21 protein-coding genes and 2 pseudogenes are annotated in these 21,027 nt (G+C 66.1%); 7 read left to right on the plus strand and 16 right to left on the minus strand.

What is annotated here, in order from left to right; translation table 11 throughout:
- The first annotated feature begins 113 nt into the window (after positions 1 to 113).
- The 3 genes from AB8A24_RS31530 to AB8A24_RS31540 are packed head-to-tail and all read left to right on the plus strand — an operon-like array spanning position 114 to position 2,739.
- Positions 114 to 422, plus strand: a complete 309-nt coding sequence (locus tag AB8A24_RS31530; protein WP_369478212.1) for a hypothetical protein — start codon at positions 114 to 116, stop codon at positions 420 to 422.
- Positions 423 to 430: 8 nt separating this feature from the next.
- Positions 431 to 1,102: an RNA polymerase sigma factor gene (locus AB8A24_RS31535; protein WP_369478213.1), complete on the plus strand. Its 672-nt coding sequence runs from the start codon at positions 431 to 433 to the stop codon at positions 1,100 to 1,102.
- Between the two features lie 5 nt (positions 1,103 to 1,107).
- On the plus strand, positions 1,108 to 2,739 hold the full coding sequence (locus tag AB8A24_RS31540; protein ID WP_369478214.1) for an IclR family transcriptional regulator C-terminal domain-containing protein: 1,632 nt from the start codon (positions 1,108 to 1,110) through the stop codon (positions 2,737 to 2,739).
- A 651-nt stretch (positions 2,740 to 3,390) separates the two neighbouring features.
- Here the strand turns inward: AB8A24_RS31540 and AB8A24_RS31545 are convergent.
- Positions 3,391 to 3,750, minus strand: a complete 360-nt coding sequence (locus tag AB8A24_RS31545; RefSeq protein ID WP_369478215.1) for a hypothetical protein — start codon at positions 3,748 to 3,750, stop codon at positions 3,391 to 3,393.
- A 144-nt stretch (positions 3,751 to 3,894) separates the two neighbouring features.
- On the minus strand, positions 3,895 to 4,365 hold the full coding sequence (locus tag AB8A24_RS31550; RefSeq protein ID WP_369478216.1) for a lamin tail domain-containing protein: 471 nt from the start codon (positions 4,363 to 4,365) through the stop codon (positions 3,895 to 3,897).
- Between the two features lie 561 nt (positions 4,366 to 4,926).
- On the opposite strand from AB8A24_RS31550, the gene AB8A24_RS31555 reads away from it, so the two are divergent.
- On the plus strand, positions 4,927 to 5,511 hold the full coding sequence (locus AB8A24_RS31555) for a hypothetical protein (RefSeq protein WP_328965566.1): 585 nt from the start codon (positions 4,927 to 4,929) through the stop codon (positions 5,509 to 5,511).
- Between the two features lie 110 nt (positions 5,512 to 5,621).
- On the opposite strand, the gene AB8A24_RS31560 is transcribed toward AB8A24_RS31555, so the two are convergent.
- From AB8A24_RS31560 to AB8A24_RS31570, 3 genes are all read right to left on the minus strand, one after another.
- On the minus strand, positions 5,622 to 6,314 hold the full coding sequence (locus tag AB8A24_RS31560) for an HNH endonuclease family protein (RefSeq protein WP_369478234.1): 693 nt from the start codon (positions 6,312 to 6,314) through the stop codon (positions 5,622 to 5,624).
- A 120-nt stretch (positions 6,315 to 6,434) separates the two neighbouring features.
- Positions 6,435 to 7,463: an ATP-dependent DNA ligase gene (locus AB8A24_RS31565; protein ID WP_369478217.1), complete on the minus strand. Its 1,029-nt coding sequence runs from the start codon at positions 7,461 to 7,463 to the stop codon at positions 6,435 to 6,437.
- Between the two features lie 136 nt (positions 7,464 to 7,599).
- Positions 7,600 to 7,932, minus strand: coding sequence for a hypothetical protein (locus AB8A24_RS31570; RefSeq protein WP_369478219.1), 333 nt, complete (start codon positions 7,930 to 7,932; stop codon positions 7,600 to 7,602).
- A 311-nt stretch (positions 7,933 to 8,243) separates the two neighbouring features.
- On the opposite strand from AB8A24_RS31570, the gene AB8A24_RS31575 reads away from it, so the two are divergent.
- A complete protein-coding gene (locus AB8A24_RS31575) occupies positions 8,244 to 8,495 on the plus strand; it encodes a hypothetical protein (protein WP_369478220.1) in 252 nt (83 codons plus the stop codon).
- 412 nt (positions 8,496 to 8,907) lie between these two features.
- On the opposite strand, the gene AB8A24_RS31580 is transcribed toward AB8A24_RS31575, so the two are convergent.
- The 10 genes and pseudogenes from AB8A24_RS31580 to AB8A24_RS31625 form a co-directional block, all read right to left on the minus strand.
- Positions 8,908 to 9,915: an NAD(P)H-dependent glycerol-3-phosphate dehydrogenase gene (locus AB8A24_RS31580; protein WP_369478222.1), complete on the minus strand. Its 1,008-nt coding sequence runs from the start codon at positions 9,913 to 9,915 to the stop codon at positions 8,908 to 8,910.
- A 150-nt stretch (positions 9,916 to 10,065) separates the two neighbouring features.
- A complete protein-coding gene (locus AB8A24_RS31585; protein ID WP_369478223.1) occupies positions 10,066 to 10,230 on the minus strand; it encodes a hypothetical protein in 165 nt (54 codons plus the stop codon).
- Between the two features lie 136 nt (positions 10,231 to 10,366).
- Positions 10,367 to 11,041 (minus strand): annotated as a pseudogene (locus tag AB8A24_RS31590) (hypothetical protein); the annotation flags it as partial.
- Between the two features lie 249 nt (positions 11,042 to 11,290).
- Positions 11,291 to 12,553: a cupin-like domain-containing protein gene (locus AB8A24_RS31595; RefSeq protein ID WP_369478225.1), complete on the minus strand. Its 1,263-nt coding sequence runs from the start codon at positions 12,551 to 12,553 to the stop codon at positions 11,291 to 11,293.
- On the minus strand, positions 12,543 to 13,937 hold the full coding sequence (locus tag AB8A24_RS31600; RefSeq protein WP_369478227.1) for an MFS transporter: 1,395 nt from the start codon (positions 13,935 to 13,937) through the stop codon (positions 12,543 to 12,545). The genes AB8A24_RS31595 and AB8A24_RS31600 overlap by 11 nt, the downstream gene beginning before the upstream one ends.
- On the minus strand, positions 13,934 to 14,728 hold the full coding sequence (locus tag AB8A24_RS31605) for a hypothetical protein (protein WP_369478229.1): 795 nt from the start codon (positions 14,726 to 14,728) through the stop codon (positions 13,934 to 13,936). Before AB8A24_RS31605 ends, AB8A24_RS31600 begins: the two co-directional genes overlap by 4 nt.
- A complete protein-coding gene (locus AB8A24_RS31610) occupies positions 14,719 to 15,387 on the minus strand; it encodes a TfuA-like protein (RefSeq protein ID WP_369478230.1) in 669 nt (222 codons plus the stop codon). Before AB8A24_RS31610 ends, AB8A24_RS31605 begins: the two co-directional genes overlap by 10 nt.
- The gene (locus AB8A24_RS31615) at positions 15,374 to 16,639 is read right to left on the minus strand and encodes a YcaO-like family protein (protein WP_369478235.1); all 1,266 of its coding nucleotides are present in this window, start codon (positions 16,637 to 16,639) and stop codon (positions 15,374 to 15,376) included. The genes AB8A24_RS31610 and AB8A24_RS31615 overlap by 14 nt, the downstream gene beginning before the upstream one ends.
- 137 nt (positions 16,640 to 16,776) lie before the next feature.
- Entirely contained in the window at positions 16,777 to 16,938 is a 162-nt protein-coding gene (locus AB8A24_RS31620; protein ID WP_369478231.1) for a hypothetical protein, read from the minus strand.
- 597 nt (positions 16,939 to 17,535) lie between these two features.
- Positions 17,536 to 17,682: pseudogene (locus AB8A24_RS31625) on the minus strand (IS5/IS1182 family transposase); the annotation flags it as partial.
- Between the two features lie 100 nt (positions 17,683 to 17,782).
- On the opposite strand from AB8A24_RS31625, the gene AB8A24_RS31630 reads away from it, so the two are divergent.
- Positions 17,783 to 19,414: an ISL3 family transposase gene (locus AB8A24_RS31630; RefSeq protein WP_369478232.1), complete on the plus strand. Its 1,632-nt coding sequence runs from the start codon at positions 17,783 to 17,785 to the stop codon at positions 19,412 to 19,414.
- A 350-nt stretch (positions 19,415 to 19,764) separates the two neighbouring features.
- Here AB8A24_RS31630 and AB8A24_RS31635 read toward each other — a convergent pair whose 3' ends face one another.
- Positions 19,765 to 20,106 carry a transposase gene (locus tag AB8A24_RS31635; protein ID WP_369478233.1) on the minus strand — a complete coding sequence of 114 codons (342 nt, stop codon included), beginning with the start codon at positions 20,104 to 20,106 and terminating at the stop codon, positions 19,765 to 19,767.
- Positions 20,107 to 20,187: 81 nt separating this feature from the next.
- On the opposite strand from AB8A24_RS31635, the gene AB8A24_RS31640 reads away from it, so the two are divergent.
- A protein-coding gene (locus tag AB8A24_RS31640) for an IS5 family transposase (protein ID WP_328965688.1) occupies positions 20,188 to 21,005 on the plus strand; the annotation gives its coding sequence in 2 pieces (ribosomal slippage) (positions 20,188 to 20,530 and positions 20,530 to 21,005; 819 coding nt in all).
- Positions 21,006 to 21,027 lie beyond the last annotated feature (22 nt).

Genomic DNA, 21,027 nt, shown 5'->3' on the forward strand with positions numbered 1-21,027 from the left:
ACTCGAATGGGTGATTCAGGGGGTGCTGAAGGGAGAAGGAGGGTGGGTCGGCTGTCTGGGTTGCGTGGGCGCGATCCGTGCCCGTACCGACCGCAGATGGAGAACGACTTCAGATGCCCTTCGACTGGACCGGGGTCCCCCCGGCTGTGGGCGCGGTGGCTGCCTTGGCGGCCGCCCTGATGAAGCTGTGCCGTGACCGCAGGTCCCGCACGGCAGTACCGGAAACCCCTCAGGAGGACGCGGCCGCCGTGGTCCCGGCGACGGCCGGACGGGTGCCGGTCACGGTGCACGTCGAGGTGTCCGGACCCTCCCGGGTGCGCGTGACGGTCGCCGACCGCAGGGGGCTGATCCTGATCGACACGGCGGTGGACCCCGATGCCGACCCATCGTGGCCCTCACCGAAGGAGCGCGCGCCGTGGTAGCAGGTGAGATGCCCAAGACACCACCGCGCTCACGCGCGGACAAGCCGTTGGCGGCGGTGAAACCCGGCGCGGCCGGGGAGGAAGGAAGTCGCGGCAGCGGGTGGGCCGACTCCGAGCAGGCCCAACAGCTCGTCGCGGATGCACTGGAGTTCCTGGATGACGAGCCGGCGGTGCTGCGCGGGAAGACCGGCGGAAAGCTGTCGTGGGCGGCGTGCGAGGACGTCGTGCATCAGGCGGTGTCCAACGTGATCACGCGGGCGGCCGAAGGGCTGCTGGGTGACGTGGTGAACCTGACCGCGTACCTGCGTAGGTCGGCGTGGAACCTGGCTCTGAACCAGCTGAACGCGCAGGCGCGTCAGGAACTGGTCGGGGACAGGGTGGAGTCGTCCGCCACGTCGCTGGCCCCGTCGCCGGAGCAGGTGGCGGTCGGGGATATGGACCCGATGCGGGACCTGCTGGTGGGGGCGATCGATGCGATGCCGTCGTCGGTGCGCCGGCAGGTGGTGCGGCTGCAGATCCAGGGCCTGACCGACGTCGAGATCGCCGCCGCCCTCGGCATACGCGCCCGACGACTCCACCAGGAGCGTCACAACGCGGTTGTGGAGCTGCGGCACGCGCTGCAGGCGTTCATCCGTGATGCGCACCGGAAATCATCAGGACGCAGGAAGAGGGACAGGTGACGGTGGTGACCCGTTTGAACGACGACAGCCGCGACCTTCCGCCGTCGGCCGGGCTGGTGGAGCTGCTGGCGAAGCTGGCCGGGCCGGAAGACTTCTGGGATCGGCCCCAAGGGGACTTCGGTCCGCTGAGCGGCTTGTACAGGCTGGACCGGGACGGGTGGGAGCGGGCGAACTCGCTGTACCTGCTCGGGTCGAAGGCGCTGCGCCGGGGTGAGCTGACCGTGGCAGCGGACTGGCTGGGCGAGTCCGCCTCCGCCGGCCACCCGGGAGCGATGTTCCGCATGGCCGCGCTCACACTGCGCGCGGGGGCGGACTGGACGGACGAGGCGCGGTTCCTGGTGGCCGAGGCCGCCCGGCACGGCCACGGTGACGCCGCGCGCTTCCTGGCCGCGCTCGCCCGCCGTCTCCCCGACGTGGAGCCCGGACAGCCCGAGGACAAGGAGTACTTCGAGGAGGTCCGCGCGGGGCTGGGCGTGCCCGAGCACCTGCTGCACCCCGACACCGGCGGCTCTCCCACGACGGCCGGCGCGGTGGGGGGCGAGCAGCCGCAGCTGCACCTCGTGCCCGCCCCCCAGGTCCCCGAGTACGGGCCGGTCCCCCGGCCGGCGACGGCCGGCGGTCGGCGGCCTCACCTGGCCGCACTGCCCCCCGCCCAAGGCGGGCTCCGTCTGCCGCTCCCCGACCTGCGGCCCGACGCGACCACGGCCGCGGTGCATCTGCTGCGACAGGCCGCCGCCGAGGCGGACACCGACAACAGCCAGGGGACGACGGAGCCCTGGTCGGTGAACGCGTTGCGCCCCGCCGTCCTCAACGACATGGCCCGCCACCGCAACACCCCCACCCCTGTGCCCCAGAAGTGGCAGACCACCCAGCGCGCCCGCGACCTGCTCCACGTGATCAGCACCGCCGGCGGCATCGACAGCCGCGCCCTGGCGCACAAGGCCAGGATGTCGCTGAACACCACCGTGCGACTGCTGGACTGGCTCCTCGAACAGCGGCTCATCGAGACCGTCGGCGGCGCCTACTTCACCGGCCCCGTCCTCGACCTCGTCACCAAGGCGGATCCCCACCGGCGGATGCTCAACATCGCCCTCGAACAACTCCGCGACGACCTCGGCGCCGCCGTCTACATCAGCACCTACACCCACGGCGAGATCGAGGTCAACGGCTGCGCACACAGCGCCTCCGCCCCACCCGTCCACGAGTGGGCCCCCTTCACCGAAACCGCCCATGCCAGCGCCGTCGGCAAGAGCCTCCTCGCGCAACTCGACTTCGACTCCCGCATGGACCACCTCACCCGCTACCCCTCCGTGCAACTGACCGAACGCACCATCACCAGCCCCCGCGCCCTGCTCGACGTCCTCGACGAGCCCGGCCCCCACGCCGCCCAGTTCGACCTCCTCGAATACTCCGAGAAAGAAGTCTGCGTCGCGTTCTCCCTCGGACTACCCGGCCGGGCCTCCAGCATCGCCGTGTCCCTACCCGCCCACGACCACACCCGCCTCATCACCGCCGCCCAAGGCCTCAGCCAACGCGCCACCGGCCTCCTCCTCGCCCACCTCCTCACCGACGACAACCAGGACACCCACACCAACACCCACAACAGACAAGAACAACCACGCCGCGCCCTACCCTGACCAGCAACTCTCCCCTCACGTCACGCAAGGCACACACGAAGCCAGCCCCGGACACCCGTACCGGCCCAGAAGGCGTGACAAGGAGCGGGCGCCCGGTTCACCGGCGCAACCCACTCGCACCCGCACCGTGCGCGAGACAGCTCCCCGCTCGGCGCCGCATTGTGGTCAGAGATCTGCTGTCCAGCCCTGCTCCGCAGGCCGCTGCTCAACGACTTCAGCAGAGAGACTTCCCCCTCCAACGCCCCTGCGGAGCAGGGCTGGACAGCAGATCTCTGACCACAATGCGGCGCCGAGCGGGGAGCTGTCTCGCCGGTGCGGCACGTGTAGCCGGAGGGCAGCGCGCCATCGGCCCGTGCGGTGCCGGAGAGGCGGTGAGGGAAGGGAGTAAGGGGCCCAGACCGGCCCGGGGGGAGGCCGGGTCGGGGCCGCGCCCCGACCGGCGGGGGGGGTGCCGGGCGGAGCGGTCAAGGGGTGGGGCGGCAAAGGGTGGTCGCCTCACGGCGGAGGGCTCTGCGGGGCTTCAGCCGAACGATCTTCCCCACAGGCACAGGTCGGTCCCGGGGACACAGTCCCTTCCCGCACCCCACAGGTACATGAACGGTCAACCAAACCGGGATGTTCCCACCTATAAGAGGTATACCGCCACCCCGGTCAGAAGACGACGGGAACACGCAGACCGACAGCGACCGCCGCGCGCCGACACCCCGCGCGCACGGCAGCAAGCTCCGCACGCACATCCGTCCCCGGCCGCCCGCTGGCGGCCTCAAGGGCCTTGGCGGCCGCCGTGTACAACTCGGCCCGCGCAGTCGGACCGTCGCCGGGAAGCACCGTGACCTCGGCGGCGTCCGCGACCGCACCGACCAACCGCGCCACCTCCGCCGGCCCCGACACCGACCGGTGAACGTGGACGCCGAGCATCCCGGGCACCCATCCTTCGAGGGCGCCCCGGATGCCCTCGCACAACCCGTCGACACCCGTGTGCGGGCCCTCGGGCGCGATACCGGCGCTCATCTCCCCATGGTCTCCGCCACCACCGACATCCCCCTTCGGTGTGGCAGCTTGCCCAGCAGTGCGGGCCATCGCCCGGTGAGGCGACGGCCCGTGTGGTCATGTCACGCAGGACCCCGACATCGTGCGGGGCCCGCGGTCGCGGTCCTAGCGGCGGCGGCCCCAGGTCTCGGTGTCGACGGTGCGGCCGCGGTCGTCGCGCAGGGTGGCGGTGTCGGAGTTGTTGTCCCAGACGTAGTTACGGCGGTCCTGGAAGAGGTCCGTGCGGGTGTCGCGGCCGTTGCCGGTGTGGATACGGATGGTGGCGCGGGCGCCGATGCGGACGTTGTCGAAGCGGTAGCGGTTGCCGTCGTTGTCACGCAGGGTCCAGCCGCGCAGGTTGATGGCGTCGCGGGTGGTGTTGGTGATCTCCACCCACTCGTTGTTCAGGGACCGGTTCGAGCGGTCGTCACGTCCGGGGCTGTCGGCCTGGACCCGGCTGATCTCCACCCGCGGGTGCCGCTGCTGGTGGCGGTCACCGTCCGCGGCAGACGCCGGCAGAGCGGCGGCGGAGACGATCGCGCCGGCCGCCAGAACGGTGGCGGCGATACGGCGTACGGAGGAAGAAGCGGAAGACATAGATGGCGCCCCTCAAGAACAGCACCCCACCAGCCGAAACACGGTGGTGAAGGCGCTTGCCGAGTCGGCCCGGATGAGCCGAGGGCCACACTCTCGACCCGACACGGACCCCACGGCAGCCCCCGCCGACGCCGGTTACCAGACGTGGACATATCCGTCACAGTCGCCTGCCGGATGCACGCATTCCGCCCGAGCGTGCCCCTGACATCCACTGACCGCTACACCCACCCGCCCCACAAACCGGGCATCAGAGTCGACACGCTCCGGCGCACCACCGGGCGCACTCCTCCCCCGCCTCACCCGCCCGGACCAGTGGATCGAGTAACAGCCGTTCTGCGGAATTCTTCGTACACGGGTCCGTGATTCGCAAACATGTCACCCTCTGCGGCAGCCCGATGGACCATGGGCGACGTGCCTTCGTCCGTCGCGGGAAGCCGCGGGGCCGTGTCCCGTACCGCTTTCGGTAGATCTCGGTACACAGGCACCCGAGGCCCGGCAGCCTGGACGTCGCAGGCCGGCCGGCAGGCCGATCGCGTAGCCGCCGGGGAGGGGTTGGTCGTCATGGACAGGGCGTTGAAGGCGTTGGGGGCCGCGCACGAGGGGTCGGTGGGGGTGCTGCTGGCCGACGGCAGCGAGCCGGGCCCGGTCTACTTCGACGTGGGCAGCGGCCCGTACGTACCGTCGTCGACGAAGTGGCACGTCTATGACGGTCGGTACGGCCGGCCGCGCGCTGCGGTCCTGCGGGGCAGCTGCTCGTGCGGCTGGCGGGGCGCGGCCGAGTACCCCCTCGACTGGACCGCCCTCCCCGCCGACAAGCCGCTGTACGAGGTGGACGTCGACCTGTCCGGGCCGATCGCGGACTACGAAGCCCACCTGTCGGTGATCCGGGAAGGGGCCGCACCGCTCCCCGCGGAACTCACCGATCTCCTCACCGACCTTGTCCGCGTTCTCAACGGCCTCGCCGTCGAGGAGCCGCTGGTCGCGCTGAAGGCCCTCGCGGACCTGCGGTACGTCATCGCCCAGGTCGGCCCGGAGGCGGCGTACGAACTCGGCGGGCATGACGTGCCGCTCAAGGTGGTGGCGACCGCGCTCGGTACGAGCGAGGCCGCGGCGCGCACCTACCTCAACGACTACCTCCACCCCTGACCCACGCCGCCCGGTATCGCGCACCGCTCGGCCGCCACGTGGCTCGGCGCGGCATGACGAAGGGCCGCCGCGCATCGAGGCGGCGGCCCCTCAACCCGTCCGCACAGGCCCTACGGGGCGGGGGTGAACTCCACGTCGGTGCCGCCGCAGCCGGCCGCGATGTCCAGCAGCCGGTCGCGCTCCGCCTCGTCGACCGCCAGCCCCCAGCGGAGCTTGGTCGCGGTCCACTCCGCGCCGTACCGGCACAGCGCATCCGGCGCCGGCGGCAGCCACTCCGCCGGGTCCTGGTCCGCCTTCGACCGGTTCGAGCGGGCCGTCACCGCAACCAGCGAGGCCGGCTGACCCTGGTCGTTCGCGTACGCCTCCCGCCGCGCCGCCGTCCAGGCCGATGCCCCGGAGTCCCAGGCCTCGGCGAGCGGGACCATGTGGTCGATGTCCAGGGCCCCGGCCGGGGTCACCTCCCGCTCGTCGTAGTACGACCACCAGGTCCCGCCGCTCAGGGTGCAGCCCGGCCCGATCTCCGGATACACCACCGCCTCTGCCAGGAGCACCTCCGCGCGGGTGTTGCAGCCGTCCGCCGGAATGTCGCCAGCATTCCAGTGCCGGAAGGAGGTTCGCTGGTAGCCGGTCCGGTCCTCGGTGGCGAGCGGCAGCGCGGACACCGCGACCCCGATCGGCAACACCTGCGGCACGACAGCCACGGCCGGAGCCGGGGCGGCGGGTTGGGTGGCCGCGTGCGCGGCCGTGGGCAGAGACAGGGTCAGGGCGAGAGCAGCGGCGACCGCAGCAGCGGACCGCGTCATGATCATCATGGGCCGGTTCTACCGGCCACCGCACCGTCACCAACAGGCCACCCCGGCCCGGTTCACTCGCCCGCGCACACGGTTCACCGGCGAAACGCCACTGCACCCACCCCGGCCCGGTCAGCCGACGGCCGCCGCCGGCCCCTCACCGAACCTGGGTACGTCCTCGATCCCGACGTCCAGGCGCAGCCGCTGAAAACGGAGCGGGTGACGGTAGACGCCGCCGTGGTCGATGGCGCGATCCGCGCTGACCTCGGCGACCAGGACGGGGTGGACGAGGGTGGTGTCGAGGGTGTCGCGGCTCCCCCACGTCGCCGAGAACTTCGCTCCTGTCCACGGGTGTCCGGGCGCGGCCGCGGTGAGGTGCTCGGCGACCTGCCGGGCGGCGTCCCGGCGCAGCGGGACGGTCCGGCCGACCGCGCGCAGCCGGCCGTCCTGGTCGTGGCGGCCGAGGACGAGCAGGCCGGGGCGGGTCAGGGTGCCGGTGATCGCGCCGACGATCATTTCCGTGGTGTCCCGCCTTCGGATCTTGGTCCACCCGCGGTATCCGGGCAGGTAGCGGCCGTTCAGGGGCTTGATCAGGATCCCCTCCACCCCGGACACGTCCGTCCAGGACTCCAGCCACTCGCGCGCCTTGGCCAGGTCCATCGTCTGCGGGCACAGCGTCCACGGCGCGGTCAGGGCGTGCTCGGAGAACAGGTTCTCCAGCAGTGCGCGCCGCTCGGCGTACGGGCGGGTGAGCAGCTCCTGGCCGTCGTGCTGCAAGAGGTCGAAGGCGACGAAGAAGGCCGGCCACCGGGCGGCGAGGCCAGCGGCGCCGCGGGCGCGGGTGGCGGCCCGGCGCTGCAACGCCTCGAACGACAACCGGCCGGCCTCGGTGTCCCAGACGACCAGTTCGCCGTCGAGGACCAGGCCGTGCGGCAACTGGGCCTCGGCGGCCGCCACCAGGTCCGGCCAGCGGTCCTGGACCAACGCCCTGCGGCGGGTCTGCACCAGCACCGTGCCGCCCGGGCCGGCCGCGGTGAACAGCAGCGCCCGGTGACCGTCCAGCTTCTGCTCGTACGCGACCCCCGCCCGCAATGCGGCCGGGCCCGGCACGGCTTCCGCGGCCTGCGCCAGCATCGGCTCCACCGGCGGCCTGAGCGTCACGAGGGCCTCCCTCACGTCTTGCGTGTACCTCTTCCAGGGTCCGCCAGACCAGCCGGAGGCGACTGCAGGGCCGCGCGCGATCAAGCTCGATGGGACATGGCCGCGCACCCGCTAGCCGGACACCCCCTGGGAGCGCTCAGGGCCTCAACGACTGCACCACGACCGCCGCCGACAGCAGGAGTCCGGCACCGGCCATCACCTTGGCGGCGATCGGGCGTTCGCGCGGGTCCGCCCCGGTGGCCAGCAGGAGCTGCAGCGCCGAGGGGAAGAACAGGAACATCCCGGCCATGGCGCCGATGAACGACCACAGCACCAGCAGCGCCGCGATGGTGCCCGCGACGTAGACGAAGCCGGACGGCCGGGCGTACAGGAACAACGGCACGGAGACCACCGCGGCGGTCGCGAAGGCGAGCGCCGTGATGCCGGAATCCGCGAACCACACGATCAGCACCGGTAGGGGGGTGATCAAGGCGCACAGCACGAGGCCGAACTGCCATGGATGAATACTCGCTCGCGCAGCGGCCTGCATGACCAACCCCCGGACCCGATGACTTGAACGCGTTCAAGCTACCGGATCCGGGGGCGCGCTACGTCAGCGGGTGCACCGGCCAGCTGGACAGCAGGTCGGCGCGCCAACCGCTACCCTGCGTGCCAACAACAACACTCAGCGGGGCCAACTCAAGCGCTAAGGGGCCAACTCGGCCGCTCAGTCTCAGGAACGGGGCTGATGACAGGTGTGGACACTCGCCGAGAAAATCGAACACGTGTTTCACTTGTGGTGTGAGACCACCGTTCCGTTTCCCCGAGGACCTGATCACGCTCCGACGGGCGTGGCAGCAGGCCTACGCCGAGCTCGCACAGGCCCCCGCCGGGGCCGGTACGACCGCGCTGCGGCGCCGGCTGATCGCCCTCTCCGGAACGCCGTGCACCCACCCCCACTGGGCGACCTCCGCCGCCTGGCGGACCGGCGGCGTCGAGCTGCGGCGCGCCACCCACACCTCCGTATCGGCAGAAAGGGAGGGTGCAGCATGAGCGAGCAGACCACCACCAAGCCCCGCCCGCAGGTCGCCACCTGGGCACCTAGCCAGACGGGAGACTCGCACCCGCCGCCGCTGTTCTTTCCGTCGGCCGCCTTCTTAGCGGCGCCTGCAATCAGGGTGGTGGTGCCGAGGCCGAGCATGCCGATCAGGGCGAGGGCCGCGCCGATGCAGCCGGCCTTGGCGAGGAACGGTGCACTTGCGCGGGCGGCAGCGGCCTCGGCGGCGTCGCGGACGTCCACTCAGACCCCCAGCACCCGGGACACCCGCCACCCCACAGTCCCCCGGTTCACCCAGGAGAGTGAATATCTGGCCTGGGGCGCACTCCGGCGTACGTCCACCACCAGAAGGACGGCACCGCGGGGGAAGCGTTGATCCGGGCACCGGCCGGTCAGCGGAGGCGGTGGTCAGGCGGCGTACCGCTCGGCTCTGGGGGTCCGTTCCATGAGCCGGGTGGCTGCCTGGCTGGTGGTGATCCGGCCGTGCAGCACGTTGACGACGACTTCGGTGATGGGCATTTCGACGCCGTGGCGGCGGGCGAGTTGGAGCACCGACTCGGCGGATTTGACGCCTTCGGCGGTCTGGCTGGTGGCGGCGGTGGCCTGGTCGAGGGTGAGGCCGCGGCCGAGGTGCTCGCCGAAGGTCCGGTTCCGGGAGAGGGGTGAGGAGCAGGTGGCCATGAGGTCGCCGACTCCTGCGAGGCCGGAGAAGGTGAGGGGGTCGGCGCCGAGGGCGAGGCCGAGCCGGGCGGTTTCGGCGAGTCCGCGGGTGATGCGGACGGCGCGGGAGTTGTCGCCGAGCCGCATGCCGGTGGCGAGGCCGACGGCGAGGGCGATGACGTTCTTGACGGCTCCGCCGAGTTCGCACCCGATGACGTCGTTGGTGGTGTAAGGGCGGAAGTACGGCGTCTGGGCGAGGGCTTGGAGGCGGCTGGCGACGGTGTCTCTGGTGCAGGCGATCGTGGAGGCGGCTGGCTGTCGTGCGGCGACCTCGCGGGCCAGATTCGGACCGGACAGGACGGCAACGCGGTCGGAGGGCATGCCGGTCACCTCGGTGATCACCTGGCTCATGCGCATGCCGGTGCCGGTCTCGATGCCCTTCATCAGGCTCACCACCAGGGCGTCGTTGTCGAACAGCGGTGTCCATCGGGTGAAGTTCTCGCGCAGGGTCTGCGCGGGGATCGACACCACGACGACCTCGGCGCCGCGGACGGCCTCGGCCTCGTCGGTCGTGGCGGTGATTCCTTCGGGGAGGCAGATGCCGGGGAGGTAGCGGGGGTTCTCGTGCTGGGAGTTGATCGCGTCGGCGAGTTCGGGGCGACGGGCGTGGAGAACGACCTGGTTCCCGGCGTCCGCGAGGACGGCCCCCATGCTGGTGCCCCATGATCCGGCTGAGAGGACCGCGATGCGGGTCATCGGCTCTCCAAGGTGGTAGGCGCGTCGGTGCAGCGTAGTGGGCGGCGGAGCGTGAGAGCGACCGCCCTCCGGCCAGCCAGCATGGGCTGGCGGCGGGCTGCTTCGGCGAGCATGTCGCAGGCCTGCTCCTCGCCCAAGTGGCGGGCGAGGTCATCGGCCCGCGTCTGCCACAGCTGGTAGAGGAGGCGCCACGATGACGGCACGGCCGCCGGGGGTGAGGATGCGGCGGATCTCGGCGAGCGCGGTGATCCGGTCGGAGGCGTGGCTGAGGGCGTCCACGACTTCGGCGAGCTCGGGCCATTCGGTCACGATCACCGCCGCGTCCGCACCGGCGAGAGCCTGCTGGGGGGGTCGACCATCGGGACACTGAGTCCCACGGTTCGCCAACGGCCGGGCGTGCCAGGGTGTCCCAGGAACGTACGTGTGCGCCATCGGCGAGCAGGCGGCGGGCGAGCACGGTGGAGGGGGCTTCGCGCATGTCGTCGGTGCCGGGCTTGAAGGCCATGCCGAGCAGGGCGATGTGCTTGCCCGCGAGGTAACGCGGCCCGCGGTCGGCAGGAGCGTCCGTCCCAGCAGTGCCACTCCGACGACGACGGCGCGTCCGCACCGCTGCCGACGTCGTAGTACACGACCGCCTGGCTCCGTATCGTCGTCTGTCGTCGAGCGGCACAACCACCTGGCAGGTGTGCGCAGCCTGGAGTGCGCCCAGCCCCCTGCCCGTCTGCCCCTCCGCATGGTCCGCACCGGCATGAACCGCATGTGCCGCCCAGAGCGCCCCCTCACAACAGCCGTGCCGGGGCAGGAACTCACAGATGCGGTACCGCGGCCGCGCTGGCGCCGCGATGGAGAGGGGACGGAAACCGGGAGCCGTCCACCCCCTGTTGCCTGCGAGTGCCGTGGGGCTGGCACTCGCGGCGGGCCGCCTCGCGCGTCTCACCGGGTCCGTACCGCGACCGTGGGTCGGTGCGGATCCAGAACGGCCTCGCCGCCGTCTGTCGTCGATGTATGGATCCGGCGGCGGACGCCTTCGGCCTCGACCCACAGGTGACCGTGACGCGAACCCCGCTCCCGCAGGCCGGCTGTCTGAGCTCGCACGACGCTTCGAGACAGCCTCCATGGGGGACATCTACTCGACCCCTGCCCCGCGAGCCCGCAGTGCCTGGAAGCAGCCAGCGAGTTCACCTGCCTGTGCAACCCGGAGCTGCCGGTTACCTCGACACATGGGGCAGCCCGGTGGTACTGCGTTCCCAGTTCGTTCCGGGCACCGGACCTGACCCCCCGCACACCATGTCGGCACGTGCTGCCCCGACTTTAGCCGCTTCGACAGCGGCCGGGGCAGCACTTGCGCTTCGAACCCGGGCCTTGAAGGAGCCTTTCAGCCGATGATCTCCACTCCACCACGAACATACAGCCAAGAGGAAAGTTCCTCGGCGGCCTTAGCGGCTTCCCCCGGCCCGGCCGTTTTCAGGATATTGAACGGCTTACCTGTCGCCAACTGCGATACGAACTTTTCTACTTGGGCGGCGGAACGGATCTTGATAATTGCCCCCAACGCGAACAGAAGCCCGGATCCGTCATCCTGTTTGAGGAGAATCACGGGTGCATCAGATCGCCCCTGCAGGATTGAATCGGATGCGATCGGTCGGGCGTCTCGGAATGCACTGCCTCCAGCGATGACCCCTCTGGCGGAGGACCGAGCTAGCATCTGGATCAGCAGGTTCTCTCGAATCGCTCCCATTAGGCCTTCCAGCTGATTTGGAAGTTCGATGGATTCAAGCGAGTCGATGGTTCCGGCAGAGATTCCGTTCCAAGGTTCCAGGGTCTGCTTCCCAAGGTCGCTCTCTAGAGCCACAGAAAGCGCCCTCTTCGAATTTTCTCGGACGGTTCCGTCCGCGAAGATTCCTAGCGACAAAGCGAGGGAGGTTTCGCGTCCCGGCAGCCGATTATAGTGCCACCAGTTGGCGGGAATGAAGAGGAACTCTCCGGGCTCTACCGAGAACGTCACTGCATCTTTGGCGTATGGATCTACATCAACGCGCCCAAATCGATACCCGCCCACGGCCAATGTCTTCTCAAGGCCCACCTCATCGAAGTATTCCGGGGGCCACATCATTACTTTCTTTCGCCCATAGACTGGGTTAAGAAATGTACTACAGAAGTCGTTGTGCAAGCCAATCCAAGTTTCCTTGTAGTGACCTGCGATGAGAACTGCATTAATCCCTGGATCTGGTATTCCCAGGCGCTCGACGTAGCCGCTGATGAACGATCTGGCCATCATCGCCACTCTGTCCGAGTACTTCAGACAGTAGGACTTCGAGAGGATGATGGATTCGGCATCATTGGCGGCAGCCGTTTCCAGAATAAATTGCTCGAAATCGGCCACGGTGGACGGAACCCTACCGGAGTACTTTGGCTCAGTCAGCATCGATCCGTCAGCATTAACCGATACATCACCGTCTTGGAACACTGCGGCCGCAAGGTCCAGTATGTCGGTAACTGGAAAAATCTTTCCCTGCAGCTCCCCTAGACTGATTACGGCCGGCTTCGCGCCTCCATCAGTTGCAGCCATGATCTCGTCCCAGAATTTCTCTGAGATGAGAGGAATATCGAATTCACGCCCGAGTTCGTCAAACTTCACGCGATGGCCCCATTTCGGCAGAAAACGCGGATGGATAGATTCGCTGATAGGCCCCAGGGAGCTCTGCATCCGGCATGCCGAGAATATTCCTGAGATCTTTACTCTTGGACGCAACAAAGGAAACGGCAAGAATGTTGAAGCCTAGAATCGTCATGGCGAATTCTCCGCCGATGGCACCTGCGAGGAAACCGCCCAAGAGCGTTCCCAGGGGAACGGCCATCCCGGACAGGAATGCTACGGACGAACCGATGCGATTTCGCATCTCTCCAGGACTTGCCAGCATTCTTACGGTTCCCGTATTTATGGTAACCATCGTAAGGCCGATTCCCCCGGCTACGAGAAACGCGGGAGTACTTGAAATCACAGCAGCCACGTTGCCAGATGCAACTGTTCCAATGATTCCCGTTGCGATCATTGCCGTACCAGAAAGAGCGAAGCCGACGAAAACGGCCAGCCTCCTTCCGAGGAAATCGGTGACGCGCCCGACAGCTCCGAAACTGCCGACGAGCAATCCGACTGCGAAAGCGCCTTCGAGCACTCCGATAAGCCATGGAAATCGTGGGAAATGTTGATTTACGAGCGAGGGGATCAGGACGGCGAACATCGGGTACAGTGAAAGGTTTACACCAAAGACAATCAGAGAGAGGTGAAATTCTGACTTGACCTTGGCCAGCGCGACGAATCCGCTCTTGGTTCCGTTATACCAAGAACGAATAAATGCTCCTGGTATTGAGTGAGCACGCGCTGTCGGCCGTGTTGCGACGAACCACATCGAGACGACGCTTGCCGTTACGGCAAGAAAGTTGACCACGAGGGAGCCGCCGATATTGAACAGGGCCAGGAGAATTCCTCCGACGACGGGCCCTACAAGGGATGATGAGGATTTCACCCCGCTGCGCCGACGAATTGCATCGACGATCTGTTCCTCTGGCACCAAGTTCTTGATGAGCGTGTTCTGCAAAGGTTCTCTAATTCCGTTGCAGATTCCAAGAACGAGCAGACACACGGCCAGCATGTAAGGCTGATAAATATGGGCCGTGTGCAGAACCACCAAGGTTCCGATGGTGAAGAAATCGATCGAGTAGCACAGTTTGATTATTCGCTCGGGAGGAAATCTATCGCCGAACCATCCGAAGATACCTCTCGACAGCACCTCGGCTGCTGTTCCCAATGCGCTGAAAGCGGCAAAGAGGGCGGGGCTTCCTGAAGCTGAGAGGATCCACCAGGCTATCGCCAACTGCCCGCATCGCGTTCCGACACTGTTCGTGAAGGAAGCTGTTTGAGCAATATAGAAGGCACGCTCGAATCCTTTCCCGGACTCTTTGCCCTGGGAAGGAGATTCGATTCGGGATGTTTCTCCTGCTGTCTCCGGTGCGCCCGTCACGATGCCGTCGAGCTATCGCTTTTCAGGGAAGGTATCGCGGCATGGAAATCCGCAAGTCGTGCAGCCACTGCATTTCCCATAGGCGATAGGTACGGGTGGTCGACTATGGTTTCCAGACAACCAGTTAGGTAGTCTCGAAGATATGCCCTTCGCGACATGTCGGAAGCTTCGTTGCGATGAGCGTAGAAGTTACACGCCGAAGCCGCAAAATGGGCGGCAAAAAGAACCCCTCTGGGCGCTTTTCCGCTGGTACCGGAGGGAAGCATGAGGTTCTGCGGGGAGCCTTCCAATTGAAAGTCACTGATTTCAGCAAGGAAACTCAGCCAAACATGAGCAAATTCGTGTACTAGAGTTTCTTCCAGTCGACCCTTGGGAGGGAATGCATCATTTCCAAGGTAGATGGTCTGCGGTACCAGCATGCTAGTGAGGCTTCTGATGTCTGGCTGGGTCAGGTACCTGTACCTGTGAGGGAGCGCAAACAGCGCTTCCCAGCCGGGGGCTGCTTGGACGATGTCGTTGGTCGCCTCCGTGACCAGGGCTTCACGATCAGGAGGGAGGGGGACCCAGCTGTGCTCATCGATTGGGCTGATGGCATGACGACGGTAGATAGTGAGGGCATTTACAGGATCGAGGTAGTCTCGAAGCTCGGGAAAGACACTCGGCTCGTACTTTCGTCGAACGCCGGCAGCCAGGCTGAGGAGAGTTCCCGGCTTGACTTCAGGAGACAGGAAGGGAAGGCCACCGACCGCCTCTATGATTTCTTCGGCAATGGCAGGTGAAATCAACGCCACGGCTTCTCCTCGATGAAGCGGATAAGGTCAAGAGTCTTAAGGCGCGAATCGCCGAAGTCAAGAACTTCAGCGGTTGCTGCTGACATGCTCAGACCGCCATGCTCTACCAAGGAATCTCTGAGCAGAGGCAGGGTGCGCTCGCCGTACCACCTGTACTTGAGTGTGTGGATGATATGGTCCGCCTCATCTGGACCGATAACATCCCGCTTCTGCAGTCTAGCCAGGAACTCGCGAATATGGATCAGCGGCTCAGAGAGCGGAGGATGGGGCTGCTCTGATCCATGGAGGAGGGCGACCTCGTCATCGTCCAGATCCGGATTCATGACGTACTGCTGGAAGACCTCGCCGAAGCCTCGCATTCCCATGCTGTGCATCTCGGCAGCACGGAGCGCGCCCATTGATGACAAACCCCAGACGACCCAGCCGGCCGCGAGTGCCGTGCGGATCTCTGCATGACCCACAGACGGGTAGCTGTGAAAGGTGCCATCCACAATGGCAACTTGCCCTGGCCTATCCGTGGCGTCCACCAGAGACTGGATGTCACCCCTGCGCACCGGGGGCAGGACCGTTAGGCCTGAGAAGAAACTAGGGTCGATTCCGTGAGCCGACGGGCCGACGAAGATAGCCAGATCAGGCTTGTTCGGATCAGACTTGTTCATCAGCGCTGCCCTTGTTGTCCATGTAATCCACCAGCCTCGGTCCGACTCGTTTCAGGGTCGGCTGAAAATGTTCGAGCTTTGGGACGATGACCTTAACCACCGCCAGCGGCATGGTTTCGGAAGAAAGCCTTACCCGAAACACTTGGCGGATGCCGGCCTCTGCGAGTTTCGCTCTCAGGAACTGCAACGCATCGTCAATTGTAGAGAAGTTAGGTGCTGCAGAGGCTATTTCTGAGTAGGCGATGCTGTTTGATTCATTCAGTATGCGAGAGCGGACTTCGCTTGTGGCCTGACGCTCTACTTCGCCATCCTGATTTGCGAAGTAGTCGTAGCGTTCTATCAGGTCGTCTCGACCACCGTGAATGTACGAGAGGCGAGACTGGGCTGCTTCGGCAAGTGCTCGGACTGCAGCAATATCTCGAATTAGGTGCAGGCCCGCACCCTGTGAGATGGCAATGGGCGCCTCGTCGGACGATTCCAGGATGAAGCCCTGGAAGTAGGGGATTCCAAAGCGGCTGGGCGTGTATCGCAGGACAGGCTGGAGACTCGCCCCGACTATGCGATCCCGGAGAATATCAATATTCTCGGACGGGTGATCGAAGTGAACGTAACGGGACTTGTCGCGAACGAAATTGAACGACTGTGTGTCACGTTCGATGACTTCACACAGGCCGTGCAGGGTAGCCTCCGCCACAGTGTTTCCAGAGGACAGGCCATTGGTACTGGTGCCGAAGATTCTCTGCCCCGGATTCTCGGAGAATGGAGAAAAGGCCAACTCGGCTGGCAGGAGAATCCGATTCCCAGTAGCGATATCTTCTGCTTCGACGCAGGCCAGTGGGCCGTCGGCATCAACCTGTCGTCCTAGAATGGGACACAGGTCGACGAAGTCAAATTCGATTCCCTTCTGGGACATGACTTCCCCGGGCGTCGACATAACGACTTCAATCGAACGGTTTCGGTACTCTGCGAGGGCGAACTCGATTGCCTCCATGTAGGCGCCCACCTTCGCCTCGTCCGGGTGGACTCCCTTACCGGCATTTACACAGAGCGAGTTCGGAACGGCGTCTGGCCTGATACTGGAGTAAACGGGAACTCCTATACAATCCAGCCAAGTCGTATCCGTCACTCTGGTAACCCCGAGCTCGGCAGCAAAGGCTTTAGCCTTGATGAGCGTATCGGCCAGCGGGACAGTCCGGAGGCTGGACGTCATCCGATGCATTGGGCCCGATGCGGGGTGGAGATGGTTAACCATATTCCTCACGCAACCTAGTCTGTCGTCGGCTACCGCCTCTCGCAGGAAATGTTTTTGCGGAGAACGGAGCGCGGTCGCTGCGCCTTATGGCGCAGCGACCGTATCTGGCCTATATGGCCATGTCTATCCGACTTCTATTAGATGTTCGAGGCGTCTTCCGGGCTGTTGGTGTTGTCGGCCTCAGAGATGACGAATCCCGCGCGCATGATGCCCTCGTCAGCGAGGAGAGCGTCGAAGCGCTCCACGGCCGCGTCATCGAGAACGAGGTTTCCGGTGCTGCCCATATGTATTCCCTTCATTGGCCAGCTGTGTTGCTGACGACGGATTTGATCTTAGATGTATGTTCCCAAGATCGGCAAGCAAGATTGCCTTTACGGCAGCATTGGCAACTTTTCATGATCCCTGGCCTATATGGCTGCAATGTCCGAATCGCCAACTGTGGCGCATTGCAGTGCATCGGCTGGATCACTGGCCCTGCGGCCCCGGTGTGCGACATAAAGTGACAAAACCAAGAAGCGGAGGATTCTAAGGCTTGGATATTTTCGAGCCATATTCAGTGTTGGTTTAGGCCAGTCTCGCGAGGCCGGGGAGCCTCGAGGCCGCACGAGTGGTCGTTCCGAAGAGGCTGCGTGCGGGACGTCACGATCGTCGCGGCATAGGTCCGCTGACCCGTCAGTGCGACTGCAGGGCGACGTGGCGATTACGAGGGTCTGGTTGTTATTCTGCCTCTGCTGGGCGAGGCGGGGTGCCACGGACTTGGGCATTGCACGAACCCAGCACCATGGAGCCTGTATCGGGATGGCACCCCAGTTGCAGCCGCGACGCTGGCAGCGGATGGAAAATGGCTGGCGATGCCCAGGCGCTGCGCCCGCTGGTCGCCGGCTTTAGACGTCATCTCATCTGGCCAGTCGGCGGTAGCAGATGAGGGTTTCAGGCGAGGCTGGTGAAGGCGAGGAAGTGCTCAGCCTTGCGTTCGTAGCGCGGTGTAGTCGTCGGCAGCCGGCGAGCCAGGGCGTGGTCCTTTCGACGACCCATCTGTGGCGGCTGTCGGCGTACTCGTGAAAGTGGCTCTGGCAAGATTTTCGTAGGCGGAGATCATCTCGGTGCCACGGTCGGGCGGTTCGCAGGACGGGCAGCCTGTGATTGTGCTCTGTTGAACTGGTCAGTCTGTTACCGCAGTTGTCTGATGTGCAGGTGGTTTCGGTTGAGGTATCCGATACCGCGGTGGCGGTCCGTGTCCGCACGAGATCCGGTGAACCGGCGGGATGCACGGGATGCGGCCAGCTCAGCGAGTGGTGCCACAGCCGCTACGCACGGCACCTCGCCGACGTGACGCTCGCCGGCCGTCCTCTGCGCATCGATCTGTCCGTACGCCGTCTGTACTGCGAGAACAGGACCTGCCCGAAGGCGACCTTCGCCGAACAAGTACCGGGCCTGACCATGCGCTACCAGCGCCGGACACCCCGACTGCAGTCCTTGGTGGAGGACGTCGGCGTGGTCCTGGCCGGCCGGGGCGGATCCCGGATGCTTCGGATCTTGAACATCAGGCTCTCTCGGGTCGCCGTCCTGTCCCAGCTGATGCGGGTGCCACTGCCGCCACTGGTCACGCCACGGGTCCTGGGGGTCGACGACTTCGCTCTCTACGGTGACGCCTACGGAACTCTCCTGGTGGACGCCACCACCCGGCTCCCGCTCACCCTTTGGGAAGGACGCGACGCGGAACGACTCGGCCGCTGGCTCCGCGACCACCCAGGTGTCGAGGTCGCCTGCCGCGACGGTTCCCTTGCCTACCGGCAGGGCATCACCGCCGGTGCCCCGAATGCAGTGCAGGTCAGCGACCGCTTTCACCTCTGGCAAGGCCTCTCCCGCCGAGTCCAGGACATCGCCTCCGCCCACCGCGGCTGCCTGCCCGCAGCACTGCCTCCGATCAGCGATGTCGCTCCCGCGCCGGTCGAGGAGCCCCTCGAGAACACCACCGCGGACACGCGATCCGAGCGCCACGCTCAAAGGCTTTTCGAAGCCGTTCAGGCCTTGGCCCGTTCTGGTCGGAGCCACAGCTCCGTGGCCCGGGAGCTCGGCCTGAACCGCCGTACCGTCAGCAAGTACGCCCGAGCCAACACCTGGCAGGAGGTGGTGCGGCGCCCGCCCCGCAAGTCCTCCACACTGGATCCCTACCTCGACTACCTGCAACAACGCTGGGACGAGGGACAGCACAGCGCGAAGATCCTGCACGAAGAACTGCAGACCAAGGGCTACCTTGGTCACTACCAGCGCGTGAAAATGGCCGTCGCACCCCTCAGGCGCGGCCTGCCCCTGGACGAGCCACGCGAGCGACCGCCCTCTCCACGCGAAGCCGCCCGATGGATAACTACCCACCCACATCGCCGCAGCCCGCACATCAACGACCGCCTGCCCCGCCTCCTCGACCACTGCCCTGAACTCAGGACCGCCCACGACCTGGTCCGACGATTCGCTGCCATGCTCGAAAACCGCGACGCGACATCTCTGCCAGAGTGGCTGGACGACCTCGCGAACACGGGATTGGCACCGCTGACCGGCCTTGCACGAGCCTTGCGCGAAGACCGGCATGCCGTTGCCCAGGGATTCACGACCCCTTACAACTCCGGGGTCAACGAGGGCCGCATCACCGACGTCAAGCTGCAGAAGCGCCTCATGGCCGGACGCGCCGGCATCCGTCTCCTCCGCCACCGCGTCGTCCTGATCGCCCACCTCCGCCGACGCTATGCAGACCGGACGACCGTGGCACCGAGATGATCTCCGCCTACGAAAATCTTGCCAGAGCAGTGAAAGTGCACTGCGGAGTACGGAGATACGTGCACCAGAGAGATGACGGTGATCGGGCGGGATGGGGCCGGGCTGTCAGGCTGCACTCGTGGCCCTCGACGAAGCCTGGACGCCGGTTGGGCCGAAACCGCCCCCGTGCAGACCAGGGAGGCTGCCGTTCTCCAGTGCTGGTGTCCTCGGAACGGGCCCCATCCCGGCGCACTCTAGATACAGGGTCTGACAAGTCAGACCGGACGTGGCCAGGCTCAGGCTGCGTCTGTGTCGCGCTCGTCCGAACTCGCCCCGATCGACAGGATTCGGACCTGTCAGATCCCCTCTTTTCAAGCCCTCATGTTCACCGAGTCATCGCGCAGCGGGACCAGTCGTGCTCGACCGGGCGCCGAGTTCGTCGAGGACCAGGCGGTGGAGCGTGGCCTGCACCCGGGCCTTGCTCCACTGAGAGAATCGTCGGTGGGCTGTCGCCCCCAAGGGCCGAACGATGCCGTGGGCGGCTGCTGCCAGGTACAACCCGACGTCGTGACGAAAACGATCGCGGTCAGCACTTCACGGTCACCGTGCTGGCGCCGTCCACCGCCTTGGGGTCGCGACGGCGCCTCCGGCACCACCCGCTGGAGCAGCTCCCCAAGCTCGTCCGGCACCAGCCGCTCAACGATCCCCACCATGGCCGACAGCCTGGCCGAGAAGGCCAAATGAGATGCCGTCTAAGACCGTGTCCTATGTGGTGAGGCATCGTTGATGTCGGTATGGGGCGGGGTACTTGGAGTTGGATTGTTCCGGACGGGTTGTGGGAGATCGCGGAGCCGCTGATCCCACCGTCGAAGGTGCGGTCACAGGGCGGTGGAACACCTGATACGCCTGATGAGACGCTGTTCGCCGCGATCATCTACGTGCTGGTCAGCGGATGCGCCTGGCGGTCGCTGCCACCGTGCTTCGGGATATCGAAGTCGACGGCTCACCGCCGGTTCCTGATCTGGTCGCGGGCAGGTGTGTGGGGCCGGCTGCACGAGGAGATCTTGCACCGTCTCGACGACGCCGGCCTCCTCGACCTCTCCCGGGCCGTCCTGGACTCCGCCCACGTGAGGGCCAAAAAGGGGGCGAACTCACAGGTCCGAGTCCCGTGGACCGGGGCAAGCCGGGCTCCAAGATGCACGTCCTGTCGGATGCGAACGGGCTGCCCCTCCTCGTCGGCATCACCGCCGCCAATACTCACGACAGCCTCGCACTGAAGCCCATGATCACAGGTCACCAAACGAGACACGACCCCCACCGCGGCCGCTACTTCAAACCTCGCCGCCTCCACGCCGACAAGGCCTACGACGTTCCCCACCTGCGGAGATGGTTACGCGGCAAACGGATCGGGGTGCGTATCGCACGCAAGGGCGTCGAGTCATCGGAACGGCTCGGACGGCGCCGTTGGGTGATCGAGCGGACGATGTCCTGGCTCACCGGCTACCGCCGGCTCAACCACCGCTACGAACGCCACCCCCGCAACTACCTGGCCTTCCTCGGACTCGCCGCAGCCATCTGCTGCTACAAACGCCTCGTTCGCCTCACCACATAGGACACGGTCTTAGACCGTGTCC

Source organism: Streptomyces sp. BF23-19 (genome assembly GCF_041106355.1).
GTDB lineage: Bacteria > Actinomycetota > Actinomycetes > Streptomycetales > Streptomycetaceae > Streptomyces > Streptomyces virginiae_A.